Origin of the sequence: Paraburkholderia sediminicola (genome assembly GCF_046027825.1) — a bacterium.
GTDB classification, from domain to species: Bacteria; Pseudomonadota; Gammaproteobacteria; order Burkholderiales; family Burkholderiaceae; genus Paraburkholderia; species Paraburkholderia sediminicola_D.
Window position 1 is genome coordinate 1 of sequence record NZ_JAQQDU010000016.1, and the last position, 15,965, is coordinate 15,965.

General features: G+C 62.5%; 13 protein-coding genes. 4 read left to right on the plus strand and 9 right to left on the minus strand.

What is annotated here, in order from left to right; translation table 11 throughout:
• Window positions 1–319: 319 nt before the first annotated feature.
• Window positions 320–2,149, minus strand: a complete 1,830-nt coding sequence (locus tag PQQ96_RS11275) for an ABC transporter ATP-binding protein (RefSeq protein WP_408291613.1) — start codon at window positions 2,147–2,149, stop codon at window positions 320–322.
• Window positions 2,150–2,460: 311 nt separating this feature from the next.
• Between PQQ96_RS11275 and katE the strand changes: the two genes are divergently transcribed.
• Window positions 2,461–4,566: a catalase HPII gene (gene katE / locus PQQ96_RS11280; protein WP_408291614.1), complete on the plus strand. Its 2,106-nt coding sequence runs from the start codon at window positions 2,461–2,463 to the stop codon at window positions 4,564–4,566.
• Between the two features lie 144 nt (window positions 4,567–4,710).
• On the opposite strand, the gene PQQ96_RS11285 is transcribed toward katE, so the two are convergent.
• From PQQ96_RS11285 to PQQ96_RS11315, 7 genes are all read right to left on the minus strand, one after another.
• Window positions 4,711–6,234: a fumarate hydratase gene (locus PQQ96_RS11285; RefSeq protein WP_408291616.1), complete on the minus strand. Its 1,524-nt coding sequence runs from the start codon at window positions 6,232–6,234 to the stop codon at window positions 4,711–4,713.
• A 97-nt stretch (window positions 6,235–6,331) separates the two neighbouring features.
• Window positions 6,332–7,159: a helix-turn-helix transcriptional regulator gene (locus tag PQQ96_RS11290; RefSeq protein WP_408291618.1), complete on the minus strand. Its 828-nt coding sequence runs from the start codon at window positions 7,157–7,159 to the stop codon at window positions 6,332–6,334.
• A gap of 133 nt (window positions 7,160–7,292) precedes the next feature.
• Entirely contained in the window at window positions 7,293–8,288 is a 996-nt protein-coding gene (locus PQQ96_RS11295; protein WP_408291620.1) for a fumarylacetoacetate hydrolase family protein, read from the minus strand.
• Between the two features lie 13 nt (window positions 8,289–8,301).
• A complete protein-coding gene (locus PQQ96_RS11300; RefSeq protein WP_408291622.1) occupies window positions 8,302–9,252 on the minus strand; it encodes an MBL fold metallo-hydrolase in 951 nt (316 codons plus the stop codon).
• Between the two features lie 6 nt (window positions 9,253–9,258).
• Window positions 9,259–9,453 carry a DUF2783 domain-containing protein gene (locus PQQ96_RS11305; protein WP_408291623.1) on the minus strand — a complete coding sequence of 65 codons (195 nt, stop codon included), beginning with the start codon at window positions 9,451–9,453 and terminating at the stop codon, window positions 9,259–9,261.
• Complete coding sequence (locus PQQ96_RS11310; RefSeq protein WP_408291625.1) at window positions 9,450–11,141, minus strand: FAD-dependent oxidoreductase; 1,692 nt, start codon at window positions 11,139–11,141, stop codon at window positions 9,450–9,452. The genes PQQ96_RS11305 and PQQ96_RS11310 overlap by 4 nt, the downstream gene beginning before the upstream one ends.
• A 2-nt stretch (window positions 11,142–11,143) precedes the next feature.
• A complete protein-coding gene (locus tag PQQ96_RS11315) occupies window positions 11,144–11,662 on the minus strand; it encodes a VOC family protein (protein ID WP_408291626.1) in 519 nt (172 codons plus the stop codon).
• A gap of 207 nt (window positions 11,663–11,869) precedes the next feature.
• Here PQQ96_RS11315 and maiA point away from each other — a divergent pair, with 207 nt between their 5' ends.
• The 3 genes from maiA to PQQ96_RS11330 all read left to right on the plus strand — a co-directional run bounded on the left by maiA (window position 11,870) and on the right by PQQ96_RS11330 (window position 15,089).
• The gene (gene maiA / locus PQQ96_RS11320) at window positions 11,870–12,514 is read left to right on the plus strand and encodes a maleylacetoacetate isomerase (RefSeq protein ID WP_408291628.1); all 645 of its coding nucleotides are present in this window, start codon (window positions 11,870–11,872) and stop codon (window positions 12,512–12,514) included.
• A 76-nt stretch (window positions 12,515–12,590) separates the two neighbouring features.
• Window positions 12,591–13,913 (plus strand): MFS transporter, encoded by a 1,323-nt coding sequence (locus tag PQQ96_RS11325; protein ID WP_408291629.1) that lies wholly within the window; start codon window positions 12,591–12,593, stop codon window positions 13,911–13,913.
• 51 nt (window positions 13,914–13,964) lie between these two features.
• A complete protein-coding gene (locus PQQ96_RS11330) occupies window positions 13,965–15,089 on the plus strand; it encodes a porin (RefSeq protein ID WP_408291630.1) in 1,125 nt (374 codons plus the stop codon).
• A 99-nt stretch (window positions 15,090–15,188) separates the two neighbouring features.
• On the opposite strand, the gene PQQ96_RS11335 is transcribed toward PQQ96_RS11330, so the two are convergent.
• Window positions 15,189–15,962 carry a hypothetical protein gene (locus tag PQQ96_RS11335; protein ID WP_408291632.1) on the minus strand — a complete coding sequence of 258 codons (774 nt, stop codon included), beginning with the start codon at window positions 15,960–15,962 and terminating at the stop codon, window positions 15,189–15,191.
• Window positions 15,963–15,965: the final 3 nt, after the last annotated feature.

Genomic DNA, 15,965 nt, shown 5'->3' on the forward strand with positions numbered 1-15,965 from the left:
ATCAGGATAATCTGGAGCAACCAAAGCGATTCCACGTCGTCATCGACGAGAAGGATGGTAGACATTTCAAGAATCCGAGGATATTCCGGTTTTCCGCAACACCCATGCCTGCCAGACCTGTGTGGGGCCCGCGTCGCTTTCGAGTTATGCATGCGCCGTCGTGATCTTCCCGACTCGGTAAAGCCAGAATAAGTCCACAGTCGCCGCACCGAAGACTGTTCGTTTGAGCGTTGGGCGCGACGATCGATGCCATGGCAAATAGAAGCGAGGGTTGGCCAGAACATGGAAAGGCCCAGCGACCGCACAGGTCACGCTTTCTTCAGGATACGTCCGGGGAGGCCATGCGCCTGCGCTGGCGTGCAAGCGTCTCACGATAGATGCCGGGGACGGCGGCCAGCTCCGTCGGCGAGCCGTCCTGAACCACACGTCCTCGATTGATCACGACGATGCGATCGAACGTCTGCAGAGTGGAGAGGCGGTGGGCAATGGCGATAACAGTACGGTTTTGCATCAACCGTTCAAGGGCTGACTGTATCGCGAGCTCTGAAACCGTGTCGAGTGCTGAAGTGGCTTCATCGAGCAGAAGGATAGGCGAGTCCTTGAGAACAGCGCGCGCGATGGCGATTCTTTGACGTTGGCCGCCCGATAACTTTGCGCCGCGGTCGCCAGCGGTGGTGTCGAGTCCTCCCGGCAAGGCGGCGAGGAAATCCATACAGTTTGCGTCCTCGCACGCACGGCGAACATCGGCTTCCGTCGCGTTTGGGACGCCGTAGCGAATGTTATCCAGCAGGGATCGGTGAAAGAGGGGCGCGTCCTGCGGCACGATTGAAAGTGCCGCTTGCAGACTATGTTGGGTTACACGGGAGATATCCTGCCCCGAAATCCGCACGCTGCCTGTCTGCGGTCCGTAAAAGTGCTGGATCAAAGCGAAGATGGTCGATTTGCCGGCGCCAGAAGGACCAATCAGACCCACCCGCTCGCCAGCGCGAATGTGCAGGTTAAATGCGCTGAGCACCGGCCGGCGGCCAGAATAGGCGAAGGACACGTTGTCGAAGTCCACGGTGGCCCGTTCTATATGCAGGGGCTGCGTATTGCCGAGCTCTGTCATCTCATGCGGGATAAGCAGAGTCCGCGTCGCCTCGCCTAGACGCGCAATATGTTGCGTGAGGTCGACAAGCGCCACCGCGAGATCCCGAGTGCCGTGGAGGATTGCAAAGCCGAGCGAGCTGATGAGCACTACGTCACCGGTCGTCGCACGTTCCTGGCTCCACAGCCACAGTATCCAGCCCAGAAGTCCTGCGGAGAAGAGTGCCGTAGTAGCGGAGTGCAGTAGACGAAGTTTTTCGAGGTAAAGTAGGCTTTGCGTGCGGGCGGCGCCTTCGGTGTGCAGGTGTGCGTCGAGCCGTTGACACTCCAGCGGCACCGCTGAAAATGTGCGTATAAGTCCCATGTTACCGATCACGTCCACGAGTTCGCCATCCACCGATGCGGCCTGCGCGGCAAATGCCTGATGTCGCGCTGTTCCTTTGCTCGCAAGCCGGAAGAGCCACAACGCGAGCCCAACGGAGACTGCGACGAGCGCGAGGCTCATCGGCGCGCTGACAACAGCGACCATGGCAATGGCGCCCACCATGGTCAGGCACGGCGGCAGTGCCGTCCATGCAATAGTATTTTCTACGGTGTAAACAGCGTTCGCCATGGCCGATACCCGGCTGGACAGGACACCAGGCTGCTTGTCGGCGAAGAATGCCGGAGCATGTCCCGACAGGTACGCGAACATCTCGTTGCGGATATCGCCCGTCACTCCGACGAACGCTCGCGCGGCGATCCAGCCTCCGACTCGCCAGAACAGGTTGTCGGCCAGAATCAGTATCACCAATAGTGCGAAGGCGCGAATCACGGTCTCCGGATGTGCACGTCCGGCCGGCAGTGCATCGATAAGGTTCTTGATGCCGTATTGCGATGCCAGCGCGCACCCCACCGCGATCAGGACGCTTGCCAGCACTGTGGCATGGGCTAGCTTGCGGCGGCCAATATAGCGCCAAAGCAAGCGGATCGGCTTGCCCGCGTATCTCGAGATCTCGCGTGAGCGCCGACGACGGCGCACGCGTCCAGCCCGGCTATTGTCAGCATCATCTGCAAGTTGCATCGTTTAACTCCGCGGCGGCGACGGAGCGATAACCTGGTTGCGGCGACGACTGCAATCGGCGGCGACAAAGAGGATGGAATGATTCGCTCCCGAGACATGCAGGCGCAACCGCCGTGCCACGCGGCACGCTCTCAACCTGTCAATATCCGCCAAACGCGAGGTCTGGCATGCGCATTCCGGATCTTTCGTTCTACTGCACGAGCCTGACCGAAGTGGGCAGGGTCCCCTTCGGCGGGAACAACGCTTGCTGATCCCGACGTTCGAGCCAGTGCGAATCATCGCCTGGCACCGTCAACGCAAGGAGTGTTTCCATGGCACGTAAAACCGGCCCCCGCCAGCCCACCACGCCGGCCGACGACAGTAAATCGCAGGATCTTGAAGCGTTCCGCGTGCGTCCCGGCGGTGAGGCGCTGCGAACCAACCAGGGCGTCAAGATCGCCGACAATCAGAACACATTGCGCGCCGGCCCGCGCGGTCCCTCGCTGCTCGAAGACTTCATCATGCGCGAGAAGATTACGCACTTCGATCATGAGCGGATTCCCGAGCGAATCGTGCATGCACGCGGCTCCGCCGCACACGGCGTGTTCCAGTTGTACGAGGCGATGACCGAATATACAAAAGCCGCGTTCCTGCAGGACCCGGCCGCGCAGACACCGGTCTATGTGCGCTTTTCGACCGTGCAGGGGCCGCGCGGCTCGGCGGATACGGTGCGCGACGTGCGCGGTTTCGCGGTGAAGTTCTACACGCAGGAGGGCAATTACGATCTGGTAGGCAACAACATGCCGGTGTTTTTCATCCAGGACGCGATCAAGTTCCCGGACTTCGTCCACGCCGTCAAACCGGAGGCGCCCAACGAGATGCCCACCGGCGGTTCCGCGCATGACACGTTCTGGGATTTCGTGTCGCTGGTGCCTGAATCCGCGCACATGGTGCTGTGGACCATGTCTGACCGCGCTATCCCACGCAGCCTCCGCACGATGGAAGGCTTCGGCATTCACACCTTCCGCTTCGTGAATGCGCAAGGCAAGGCGCGATTCGTCAAATTTCACTGGCGCCCGGTGCTGGGCTCCTATTCGCTGTTGTGGGATGAAGCGCAAAAGCTCGCCGGCAAGGACCCCGACTTCCATCGGCGCGACTTGTGGGAAGCGATCGAACGGGGCGACTTCCCCGAATACGAACTCGGTGTACAGATCGTCGAGGAACACGATGAACACAGCTTCGGTTTCGATCTGCTCGATCCGACCAAGCTGATTCCGGAAGAAAGCGTACCGGTAAAAATTATTGGCAAGATGACGCTCAATCGTAATCCGGACAACTTCTTTGCCGAGACCGAACAGGTTGCATTCCATCCGGGTCACGTGGTACCGGGCATCGACTTCAGCAATGACCCGTTGCTGCAAGGGCGGCTCTTTTCGTACACGGATACGCAGATCAGTCGGCTAGGCGGCCCGAACTTCCACGAAATTCCGATCAACCGGCCGGTGTGCCCGTTCCAGAACAACCAGCGCGACGCGATGCATCGCCAGGCGATTCATGTCGGGCAGGCGTCCTATGAGCCCAATTCGCTGAACGGTGGCTGGCCGAAGGAAACCGATCCGGCGCCGTCGGACGGCGGCTTCGAGAGCTATCAGGAACGCGTCGACGGCGAGAAGATCCGCGTGCGCAGCGAGTCCTTTGCCGATCACTTCTCGCAAGCCGCGCTCTTCTATCGCAGCATGTCCGAGGTCGAGCAGGAGCACATTAGCGCGGCCTATCAATTCGAACTCGGCAAGGTCACGAAGCCGGAGATTCGCGAACGTGTGGTGAACGAAATTCTGGCCAATTTCGACGCCGGGCTGGCCGCCAAGGTCGCGGCCGGGCTCGGTTTGCCCGCCCCGAAGAAGGGTAAAGCGCCACCCGCCTCGGAGCCGCAGACTTCGCCGGCGCTTAGCCTGCTCAATCGTGTAAAACCGGGCATCAAGACATGCAAGATCGCGCTGCTCACGGCGCCCGGCGCCGATACCGCGTCGATCCATACGCTCCTGACGGCGTTGCGGGGCGAGGGCGCCACGCCGCTCCTCATCGCACCGACCCTTGCTGCGATCGACGGTTTGCAGCCGGACGCGACGATTGCCGGGATGCCGTCGATCATGTTCGACGCGGTGATCGTCTGCGGCGGCGAGGCCAGCGCAAAAACGCTGGCGCAATCCGGCGAGGCGCGGCATTTCGTGCTCGAAGCGTTCAAGCATCTGAAAGCGATTGCCGCCCTCGGGGCGGGGCGCGACGTGCTGGCCGCGGCGCAACTGCCCGATCATGCCGACGGGGTCGCGACCGGCGGCGATGGCCAGAGCGCCGACGTGCTGAAGGCGTTTATCGCGGCGGCGGAGCAGCACCGCGTGTGGTCGCGCGCGACGTTAGCCGAGTCCGTGCCAGCGTAAGGACGGTCAAGGCAATCGCGGCCCCGTTTGCCTTGACGTACCGAGGCCCGATCGGGGCACGGCGAAGTCTGCGGGGCGGGAGCGAGACAAATAAGCCTGCACCTGGCAGGCCGGGCATACCACCGGGCATGCCAGGTTACTCACTCATGCAACCCGTGTGGGAATGCGTTCGGCACGAATCATGTGCTGCCAGTAGTTGGGCCCGCTTGTATGAATCGACTCACCCAGCAAATCGATGCCGACGGTAACGGGCATGTCTTTGACTTCGAACTCATAGATGGCTTCCATGCCGAGATCGGCGAACGCGACCACGCGCGCGTGGCGGATGGCTTGCGAGACCAGATAGGCCGCACCGCCGACCGCAATCAGATACGTGGTGCGATGACGGTGAATAGCCTCGCTCGCTGCCGGTCCGCGCTCCGCCTTGCCAATCGTCAGCAACAGGCCCGTGGCGCCGAGTACGCGATCCATGAACTTGTCCATCCGCGTCGATGTGGTCGGCCCAGCAGGCCCGACTGCTTCATCACGCACAGGGTCGACCGGGCCGACGTAGTACAGCGCGCGCCCGGTAAAATCGGCCGGCAACGGTTGTCCAGCGTCCAGTAACTCGACAATGCGGCGATGCGCTGCATCGCGTGCCGTCAGCAACTTTCCTGACAGGAGCAGCGTCTGTCCGGCGCGCCAGGTGGCCATCTGTTCTCGCGTGAGCGTATCGAGGTCGACGCGCACCGCATCGGCCGCGGCGGACCAGGTCACGGCTGGCCAACTGTCCGTCGCCGGTGGAGTGAATGTCGCAGGGCCGCTGCCGTCCAGCGTGAAGCTGATATGCCGGTCTGCTGCGCAGTTCGGAATCAGTGCGACCGGTAGCGATGCGGCATGTGTCGGATAGGTCAGTAGCTTGACGTCGAGCACGGTGGTCAGGCCCCCCAGTCCCTGCGCACCGATACCCAGCGCGTTGATCGCCTCGTATAGCTCGATACGTAACGCCTCCACCGGAGATTGCGGGCCGCGCTCCAGCAAGTCGTGCATATCGATCGGTTCCATCAGCGATTCCTTGGCAAGCAGCATTGCCTTCTCCGCGCTGCCGCCGGCACCCAGGCCAATGATCCCCGGCGGACACCACCCCGCGCCGAGCGAAGGAATGACGGAGAGCACCCAGTCACGCACGCTGTCCGACGGGTTGAGCACCGCGAAGCGACTCTTGTTTTCGGCGCCGCCGCCTTTGGCCGCCACCGTGCAGCGTACGCTGTCGCCGGCCACGAGACGCACGTGCACGACGGCCGGTGTGTTGTCACGCGTATTGATCCGCGAGAACAGCGGGTCGTCGACAACCGACGCGCGCAGTGGATTGTGCGGATCGGTATAGGCCGAACGTACGCCCGCATTGACCAGCGTTTCAACATCGTGCGGCGTATTCCAACGCACCGCCATGCCGATCTCGAGGAATACGTTGACGACACCCGTGTCCTGGCACAACGGTCGTTGGCCCAGCGCGGCCATGCGCGAGTTCGTCAGGATCTGCGCGATCGCATCGCGTGCAGCCGGTGAACGTTCGCGAGCGTGAGCGCGAGCAAGATGGGCGAGATAAGGCGCCGGGTGGTGAACAGCAATGAACTGCAGTGCGTCCGCAATCGAACGCACGAAATCATGTTCGTGGATGACGGTCATAGGTCGGCGGAAAGAGACGCGCCCGCCCGCCGGCCGCGCCGGTCGGTGCAGAGGCGCGTGGGAATGCGTGAGGAAAAGCGGCTGCCGAAGCGTGCGTCTAGGCTGTCAGCCCGAACAGTTGCTTCAGGTCGTGAATGCCGAGCTTCAGATAAGCGTTCTTGCGATGCGTGACGACGCTGGTCGGCGCGATCTCGAGGTGCCGGGCGATCTGTTTCGCGGTCAGCCCGGCGAGAATGCCCTCGCACACTTCGCGCTCGCGGCGGCTGAGTTGCGGGAAACTTGCGGCGAGCCGCGCAGGCGCTGCGTCGCGTCTGGCGCCGGACGATGCCGCCACCTGCGTGGCCAGTTGCGCCTGCATTTCGGTCATATGCAGATGACGTTCGGTGGCGCTGGTGACGATGGGCGCCACCGTGCTGAGCAGATCGAGGTCGCTGTCCGAGAAGAATCCCTGCGAACGATCGCGATAGATGTTGACTGCAATCCACGTATCGCTGCCTGCGCAGCGTGCCTGAACCACCGAGACGCGATCGATGATGCCCGGCTGGTCGTAACACGAAGCACGGTAGCCATCGTCGAGCACATCGTGCGAGCGTTGCCGTTGGACGAACAGCGCCTGACCGTTCAGCGTGCGACTGGCCTCGCGCAACGACAGCGTCGGGTCGGCGAGGTAGTGGCGATCCAGATAGACGAAGGCGGTGTCGTGGGCGATACCCGGCGACACCACGCTGCTGGTGCCGAGCAATTGTGGCGCGTAGTGCGGCCGGAACGCAAAAGCGGACAGATGCCCGACGCGCAGGATTCGCGCGAGCGAGCTGATCAGGTCGCCGGCAAAACCTGCTTCGCCGATCCGCCCGACAATCGCGGCGGCTATCGACGCGCAGTCGGCCGGCCCGGCGGGCGACAAATCGATCGTTCGCACTTCCACGGCGTCCTCCTTGTGCAGGCAGGTCGAACCTGCCTGTAGCCGACGGTTGTCTCGCTGTCCCTGCGTCGACGGGGTGCTGGCAGGGTATCGCCGGTATTGTCCGCATCGCGTTCAGGCCGTCAATCCGTGAATGTCAGGATGCCGGCGGGACATACTGAACCACGCGCTGGTCGATCGCACCGAAGATCGATTGTCCGCTTGCATCGAACATCTCGACTCGCATCCGGTCGCCAAAGCGCAGGAGCGGTGTGACGGGCGCGCCGTCGCGCACGGTTTCGAGCGCCCGGCGTTCGGCGAGGCACGCCGAGCCGACGCTGCGATCCGCATTCGACACCGTGCCGGAGCCGATCACCGTGCCGGCGCCCAATGCCCGGCTCTTTGCCGCATGAGACACGAGGCGCGGAAAATCGAACACCATGTCCGTGCCGGCATGCGGGGTGCCGAGCACGGCGTCGTTGACCTGCACCGTCAGCGGCAAATGCAGCCGGGCGCCGTCCCAAGCATCGCCGAGTTCGTCGGGCGTCACGGCCACCGGCGAGAATGCGGTCGACGGTTTGCTCTGGAAAAAGCCGAAGCCCTTCTTGATTTCCGCCGGGACGAGCGCGCGCAGGCTGACATCGTTGACCAGCATCAGCAGCCGGATGTGGCGGCCGGCGTGCTCTGCGCGCGACCCCATCGGCACGTCGCCGGTAATGACGGCGATCTCGCCTTCGAGGTCGATGCCCCAGCTTTCCGATTCGAGCGCGACGTCGTCGCGCGGGCCGAGAAAGGTGTCCGAGCCGCCCTGATACATCAGCGGGTCTTGCCATAACTCTTCGTCGAGCAACGCGCCACGTGCGGCGCGCACCAGTTCGCTGTGGACCAGGTAGGCGCTGCCGTCGGCCCACTGATAAGCGCGTGGCAACGGCGCGGCCAGCGTCGTGGTGTCGAGCGCAAACGCGGATGCGGCACGACCAGCGCTGAGCGCGTCATAACGTTGCGACAGCGCGGGAGCGACAGCCTCCCAGTGGTCGAGCGCGGTCTGCAGCGTCGGGGCGATGTCGGCGGCGCTCACGCCGTGACTGAGGTCGCGGCTCACCAGCAGGAGTTCGCCGTCGCGCGTGCCGTTTTTTCGGGTTGCAAATTTCATGGGATGTCGCCGATCAGTTGTGCAGGGTGTTCCAGAGGGCCTGGTCGCGCTCGGCGGTCCAGACGCGCGGGTGTTCGATGCCGGTCAGTTCGTCGTAGGCGCGGGAGACGTCGAAGGCCAGCACGTGCTGGTAGATCGGCCAGTCGCCGAACTTCGGCCGCATCGCCGCATCGGCTAGCGCGTGACAGGCTTTCAGATCGCAACCGTCACGCAAGCCGGCGCCCACTGCGTCGAGCAGCGTCGAGATAAAGTCGCGGGTGCTGTCGATCGCCGCATTCACGTCCTCGCGCGAACGCAGTGCGGCGCCGCGGCCGGGCACCATCGTCGTCGCACCGAGGCTGCGCAGATGGCCGAGCGTGACGGTCCAGTCGCGCAGATAGGCGTCGCCCGTGTAGACCCCGCAATGATTTTCGACCAGATCGCCCGAGAACAGCACGCCGCAATCGGGCAGCCAGCACACCGAATCACCGTTCGAATGACCGCGTCCCAGATGCATGAAACGGATCTCGTGCTTGCCGAACCACATGCTCATCTCACGTTCGAACGTCACGTGCGGGTAGGTGAGTCCGGGTACTTCTTCAACACCATTGAAGAGCCGCGGAAAGCGGCCTACCTCGGAGTGGAAGTCGGCCTCGCCGCGCTCGTGAATCCAGTCGTGGGTGGCGCGTGACGCGAAGATGGTCGTATTGCCGAACGCGGCAGCACCGAGTACCCGCACCGCGTGATAGTGCGTGAGAAAGATATGGCGCACCGGCTTGTCGGTGACGGTCCGGATGTCGGCGAGCCAGTCGCGTGCGAGTTGCGGCGTGGCACGCGTGTCGATGGCCAGAACCGAATCGTCGCCGACGATGAACCCGCAGTTGGGATCGAACTCGCTGATATAGCCGTAGACGTTGGACGCGAGTTCCACGAGTCGCGGTTTCTGTTCAAGCAGGTCGGAAGCGGATGCGAATGAGGTGGTCATGATGGTTCAGTGTTGGGAAGTTGGATTGCGGGCGGCGCGCAGGCAGGCAAGCAGCACGTCGTGATCGCCGACCTGGTTGGCAAGCAGGAACAACAGCCGGGCGTTGAGCCTGGCGCTTTCGGCGCTTTCCAGTCCACGATGGACGTCGATCAGCGCGGCGTAGAAACTGTCCGCCTCGGGAATGTTCAGGTGGGTTTTCATGCGGTGATCTCCAGTGGCTGGGCGAGCGCGGCGGCGAGTACGTGATCGAGTGCTTCAGACGTGGGGGCCAGGAGGCGTGCGGCGAGATAAAGGTCGGGCCGCAGAAGCAATAGCGTGCCGGGCGCTTCGTCAAACGCACCGCCGTCGTCGAGATCGGCGCCTGGCGCACAGACGGCGATATGCAGCAGCGACCATTTGTCCTGATGTGCTCGCAAGTGGCTTGCGGTCGCGTCGTTCTCGTTCAGCGGAAAGTAGAGCGCCAGCAAGCGGGTCCCGTTTGACAGGCTGTAGCGCGCGAGCGTGGTCGGTCCTCGCGGGGTTCGCACGGGCAGGTTCTGGAGCGATTCACCCGCGCCGTCAATACCGGCAGCATTCGGATATCGATTCGGCACGGACAGGCGACCCGTATTGACCAGCGCACGGGCGAACGGATAGGCGCGTGCCAGCGACAGTACGGCGTCGCGCAGCAGCCGTTCCACATCGCTCTGCGGTGACAGAAAGCGCGCGGTGCGTTTGGTGACGGCGATGTTTTCCGCGGCGGCGGCGCGTCGTTCGGTGCAGTACGAATCGATTAGCGCATCGTTTGCCTGGCCGTTGAGGACCAGTGCGAGCCTCCAGCCCAGGTTGTCCGCGTCCTGAATGCCCGAGTTGCCGCCACGCGCGCCGAACGGGCTCATCGCGTGCGCCGCGTCGCCGATGAACAGCACGCGGCCGAGGCGAAAGTGATCGAGCATCTGGGTGCGGTAATGCCATGGGCCAATCCAGACCATGTCGAATTCGACGTCTTCGCCGAGATGGGCGCGCACACGTTCGCGAGCGACGTCGGGGTGGCTGACGCGCTCCGGGTCGCAGTCCGGGGCCATCTGGTAGTCGAGACGCCAGACATCGTCCGCCATAGGATGCTGCCAGACCGCCCGTCCTTCGTTGAACGGTGCGGCGACCCATGTCCAGCGTTCGGCCGGCAACGGCTTTTTGAAGCGAACGTCGCAGATGCACCAGCGGTCGGTGCCGTGCTCCGGCTGGATCGGTACGCCGAGATAGTCGCGCAACGGGCTGTTGGCGCCTGTTGCGTCGATGACCCAGTCCGCTTCGATCGCGTAGGCGCCCTCGGGCGTGTCGATCTGCAGAGCCGTGTGGTGCTCGTGACGTTCGGCGCCGGTCACGCGATGCTTCCAGCGCATGTCGGTGAGGCCAAGCTCGGCGATCCGATCGACCAGAAACCACTCCAGATAGAACTGTTGCAGGTTCAGGAACGGCACCTGCGCCGACAGGCTGGCGGGTTTTGCGTCGAAGCTATAGACCTCGTCGGTATCGGCGAGGGTTCGGCCAACCGACCAATGCACGCCTTTGGCCAGCAGGCGCTCATAGATGCCGAGCCGGTCGAACACTTCGAGACTCTTTTGCGCGTAGCACATGCCGCGGCTCGACGCACCGCGGACACCGACGGTATCGTCCTCATCGAGCACGACGGCGGCGATACCGCGGGTCGCGAGGTCACAGGCGAGCGTGAGGCCCACCAGCCCGCCACCGACGATGACAACGGAATAGCGCCTCGCTGCCGCGCCGGCGAGTTCGGGCGGCGTGACGAAAGGAAATACCGGCAACTGATAGCCGGCGCCGCCGTCGACCATGGTGTGCGTGGCCGGCGATGACGGCGGAGTGGTGATCGTGCGTGTGTTGTCCGGCATGCTCACGCTCCGTTCGCCTGGCGGCGCGCTGCTTTTCTGACCGTCCAGCGGTCGAGCTCGCCACGCGCGGCCGCCTTCTTGCTGCTCATGTACTCCGGCGAGCCGACATGGGTGGTCAGTTCAAGCCGGATGCCGTTGGGATCATGGAAGTAGATCGAGCGGATGAAGTGATGATCCACCACGCCGATCACGTCGATACCGGCCGCTTCTAGCCGGGCCTTTGCGTCCTTTAGCGCGGCTTCGTCGTCCACCTGCAGCGCAAGATGATTGACCCAGCCCGGTGTATTCGGCGACGGCGCCGCGATCGTGTCGTCACCCAGGTCGAAGAACGCCAGATGCGAACCGTCGCGCAGCCTGAAAAAGATGTGCACGTACGGGCAGTATTCGCCGGTGCTCGGCACGTTATCTGCCTGAACCAGGTGTACGAGCGGCAACCCGAGGATGTCTTCGTAGAAGCGGCGGGTTTCTTCTGCGTCGCGGCAACGCCATGCGAAATGATGCAAGCCATGAATCGGAACCATCGTGTCTCCTCAAATCAGAGTGTTGAACGCCCTGTTGAGGCTCATTGTGGACACGGGATGCCGGCATCGCATTCCTCCCGGAAGAGGAGGCCAGCGTGCGGGGGAGGGCGAAAGTCATGGCGCCGGGTCGGACTTCCTCTCTTGGGAGGATAGGCGGGGCGTCGCTAGCGGCGTAGAAATGAGCCCCATCCCAACTGGAGCCTAGCGATGCAGCTTTATTCGTATTTTCGTTCGTCCGCCGCCTACCGCGTCCGCATTGTGCTGAATCTGAAGGGTCTTCCCTTCGATACCGTGCCGGTTCATGTGCTGCGCGGCGGCGGGGAGCAGCACCACCCGCGGTATAGCGACATTCATCCGCTGCGGCTGGTGCCTTCGCTCGAAGTCGAGGGATCGCTGATGAGTCAGTCGATCGCTATCTGTGAGTATCTGGAGGAACGCTGGCCCACACCGTCCGTGTTGCCGGAGAGCCTTGAGGGGCGAGCACGCGTGCGCTCGATCGCCGCGGCCATCGCTTGCGATATTCATCCGCTGAATAACCTGCGAGCACTGCACTATCTCGTGAAGGAGTTAGGCCTCAGTGAGGCGCAGAAGCTCGACTGGTATCGACACTGGATCTTGTTGGGTATGGAGGGCGTGGAGCGGATGCTGGCCGATTCTCCCCAGACCGGCACGTATTGCCACGGCGATACGCCGACGCTCGCTGATGCGTTCCTGGTGCCGCAGGTTGCGAACGCGTTGCGCTATCGGTGCGACATGGATGCTTATCCGATCGCAATGCGGATCTATGCGATCTGTTCGGCGCATCCGGCTTTTATCGCGGCAGCTCCGGATCAGCAACCAGACAGGGAGTAAGCGTATAGGCAGCAAGTTTGATCGTAGCAACATTAAATTTTGCATAACTACATAAAATAATGAATGGAGACAACCCATGGAAGGTACCGTCGCACTTGACAGCCCATTATCGGATGCTTCATCCGATCGCCTTTACCGAAAGATCACCCTTCGCGTCATTCCGTTCCTCTTCGTTTCATACGTCATCTCCTTTCTGGATCGCATCAATATCGGCTTCGCACAATTGCAGATGAAGCAGGATCTCGGCTTTAGCGACTCGATCTATGGACTCGCCGCGGGGATGTTCGCGGTGGGATATGTTCTCATGGAAGTGCCGAGCAACCTGATGCTGGAGAAGGTCGGGGCGCGCCGGACCTTCTCTCGGATCATGTTGTGTTGGGGCGTGATCTCGTCCTGCATGATGTTCGTGAGCTCGCCGTGGCAGTTCTACGTACTGCGTTTCCTGCTCGGCGCGTTCGAGGCGGGCTTCTTCCCGGGGATCGTGCTCTATCTCACGTACTGGTATCCGGCGAAATACCGCGCGACGGTTGTATCGTGGTTCTTCGCCGGGGTGGCAATCGCCGGTCTGGTCGGTGGGCTGGCTTCCGGATGGATCATGCAGGGCATGGCGGGTGTCGGCGGCATGCATGGCTGGCAATGGATGTTCCTGATAGAAGGGGCGCCCGCCAGCGTTCTCGGTGTCATCGCTTACTTTCACCTGGTCGACGATCCGCAGAAGGTCGCATGGCTGTCCGACGCGGACAAGCGCAAGCACGCACAGACGCTTGAAGCTGATCGTATCGCGCGTGGCAGCGATCATCCCCACACGTTTCGTGCGGCGCTCAGGAGCGCCAGAGTCTTCGCCCTTGCGTTTGTCTATTTCACGCTGGCCTGTGGGTCGTTTGCGATCAGCTTCTGGGTTCCGACACTCATCCGCGGCTTCGGCGTCAAGGACGTGCTGTCGATCGGCCTGTATAGCGCGATTCCGTACGGAATTGGCGCGCTCGGCGTCGTGTTGATCTCGCGGCGCTCGGATGCACGGCTCGAGCGGCGGCGCCATTTTGCCGTATGCGCCGTAGGCGGTGCCGTCGCGCTATCGCTGCTGACGATACACAGCAGTAGTTTGCCGTTGATGCTCGCGATCCTTAGCGTCGCCATCGTCCTGGTGTATGCCGCGCTTCCGGTGTTCTGGACGGTTCCACCCGCGCACCTGGGCGGCGCCGCAGCCGCCGGCGGCATTGCATTGATCAGCAGTATCGGTCAGACCGGTGGTTTCGTGAGTCCCTATCTGATCGGCCTCATCAAGTCGCAAACCGGCAGGCTCGACTACGGGTTGTATCTGATGTCGATATTGCTGTGCCTCGGTGCCCTTGTGCTCTTCGTCACGGTTCGTGACGAACCCAAAGTGGAATCTTCCTAAGCCTTGCTTCCGGCTGGGAAAACAAAAAAATATCTAAAAGGAGACGCGTCAATGAAGAATCGATGGTCATGCGCAACGGCGCTCATGCTCGTATCGTGTCCTGTGCTTGCGCAAAGCAGTGTGACGATTTACGGCCTCATATCCGAAGGAATTGGCTGGGTCAACAATGAAGGTGGAGCACACAACACCAAGCTGATCAGCGGCCCCAATCAGAACAACCGCTTCGGCTTCAAGGTCGTCGAAGATCTGGGCGGCGGCAAGCGCGCGGTTGCGCAGCTTGAGAACGGCTTCGACATCACGAACGGCAAGTTCGGTCAAGGCGGCCGGATGTTCGGGCGTCAGGCATTCGTCGGCCTGTCGAGCAATACCTGGGGCACGGTCACCGCGGGGCGCCAATACGATATGTTCTGGGACTATATGGCGCCGCTATCCACCGCGTCTGCGACGGGCGGCCTGGCGGCTCACCCCGGCGATGCCGATAACCTGATGGGCAGTTGGCGCTACAGCAATTCGATCAAGTATGCGTCGCCGACCTTCGCGGGACTGAATGCGGAGGCGCTGTATGCGTTCAGCAATGCGGCCGGGGCATTCGCATTCAATCGCGCGTACAGCGCGGGAGTGGGATATGAGTACGGGAGGCTGAAGGTCGCGCTTGCGTACCTGCAGATCGACAATCCGGGTCTTGGCAACCCGAACGGTGCAGTGTCGGACGATTATGCGGGCGCGCCGTTCTTCCTGTTCCGGACGAGTCCACTGAATCCGTTGGCCGGTGTCGACAGGCAGCGCAACGTGGGTATTGGCGGTCGCTATGACTTTGGTCATGGGGTGCGCTGGAATGTGATGATCGACAATATTCAGTATTCCTATCACGACGGAACCAGTCTCACGTTGACCAATTACGATACGTCACTCACCTACAGCGCGACGGCTGCGCTAACGCTTGGCGCGGGGTACATCTACACCCATGGCAAATACGGAGGCTTGAACGCCAATCCACACTGGCATACGGCTCAGGTCAGCGTGGACTATCTGCTGTCTAGGCGGACCGATATCTATATCTTCGACGACTTTCAGCAAGTGTCTGGGCCGTATGCGGTTGCGGATATCTATCTGAATGCGCCGTCGAAGAGTCGGAACCAGAACCTGTTGCTGGCTGGGATTCGCCACAAATTCTGATTGGCATCGGGGCTGTCTTCTCGTCTGGATTTCACGATCAGGCAAGGCTGACGACGCGCGATGAAGCTTGAATTGGCGGCTGCTGAGCGCCCTGCAGTGTCAGGGCGCAGGCACGACGCGGTAGTAAACCCCGTTGGCGCCGTACGCGGGTTGGAACCACGTATTCCCGCACAGATAGTAGGTCGTGCCGTGAACGTTCGGCGAGGCGCAGCCTGCGGGCAGCGCTGCGTAGATCGCGCCCATCGCGAAACCCGCATTGCCGGCGGCGCCGGCCGCTCCGGCGGCCACGCCGGCGTTGTATGCATTCGAGGTCGCCGCCGCCGTGTTGGCGGAGGCGATCGCAGCACCGGCCGCGACGCCGACTGCCGCGCCTGCCGCGGCGGCTCCTGCTGTAGACCAGCCTCCGCAGTTGTAGCATCCGGAACCGTAATTGTTCACGGCGACCGGGGGATGGTAGGCGGGGTATCGCGCGCCATAGTAGGCGTTGTGGTAAGCCGTCGCTCCGGAGGCACTGGTGTAGGTCGTGGTTGCGGATCCCGTGGCATGGTACGCGCTCCCGCCATAGCCGTTGCTGGCAGATGTGCCCTGGCCGTACGTGTGAGTCGCACTCCCGCCGTATTGATTGGTCGCGGTCGTCTGGCCCGAGCCTGCCTGATGGGTGGCCGTGTCGCCATAGCGGCCCGTCGCGGTCGTGCCTTGTCCATAGGTGTGCGTTTCGCTGCCACCGGCATAGTCGGTGCGGGTTGTCGACCCCGAGCCGGGCGCGTGATATGTGCCGCCCCCGTACGCGTTCGCATGCGACCACGCGCCGACATAAGCCGGGACGAGTGCGGGGATGAGCAGAACCGCCAGACGGATGACGACGTTGTTCATGTG

Excerpts from the sequence above, each read along its gene's own strand:
- PQQ96_RS11330 (WP_408291630.1), top strand. The coding sequence starts at position 13,965 with ATGAAGAATCGATGGTCATGCGCAACGGCGCTCATGCTCGTATCGTGT.
- katE (WP_408291614.1), top strand. The coding sequence starts at position 2,461 with ATGGCACGTAAAACCGGCCCCCGCCAGCCCACCACGCCGGCCGACGAC.
- PQQ96_RS11285 (WP_408291616.1), bottom strand. The coding sequence starts at position 6,234 with ATGACCGTCATCCACGAACATGATTTCGTGCGTTCGATTGCGGACGCA.
- PQQ96_RS11310 (WP_408291625.1), bottom strand. The coding sequence starts at position 11,141 with ATGCCGGACAACACACGCACGATCACCACTCCGCCGTCATCGCCGGCC.
- PQQ96_RS11325 (WP_408291629.1), top strand. The coding sequence starts at position 12,591 with ATGGAAGGTACCGTCGCACTTGACAGCCCATTATCGGATGCTTCATCC.
- PQQ96_RS11335 (WP_408291632.1), bottom strand. The coding sequence starts at position 15,962 with ATGAACAACGTCGTCATCCGTCTGGCGGTTCTGCTCATCCCCGCACTC.
- PQQ96_RS11300 (WP_408291622.1), bottom strand. The coding sequence starts at position 9,252 with ATGACCACCTCATTCGCATCCGCTTCCGACCTGCTTGAACAGAAACCG.
- PQQ96_RS11275 (WP_408291613.1), bottom strand. The coding sequence starts at position 2,149 with ATGCAACTTGCAGATGATGCTGACAATAGCCGGGCTGGACGCGTGCGC.
- PQQ96_RS11305 (WP_408291623.1), bottom strand. The coding sequence starts at position 9,453 with ATGAAAACCCACCTGAACATTCCCGAGGCGGACAGTTTCTACGCCGCG.
- maiA (WP_408291628.1), top strand. The coding sequence starts at position 11,870 with ATGCAGCTTTATTCGTATTTTCGTTCGTCCGCCGCCTACCGCGTCCGC.
- PQQ96_RS11315 (WP_408291626.1), bottom strand. The coding sequence starts at position 11,662 with ATGGTTCCGATTCATGGCTTGCATCATTTCGCATGGCGTTGCCGCGAC.
- PQQ96_RS11295 (WP_408291620.1), bottom strand. The coding sequence starts at position 8,288 with ATGAAATTTGCAACCCGAAAAAACGGCACGCGCGACGGCGAACTCCTG.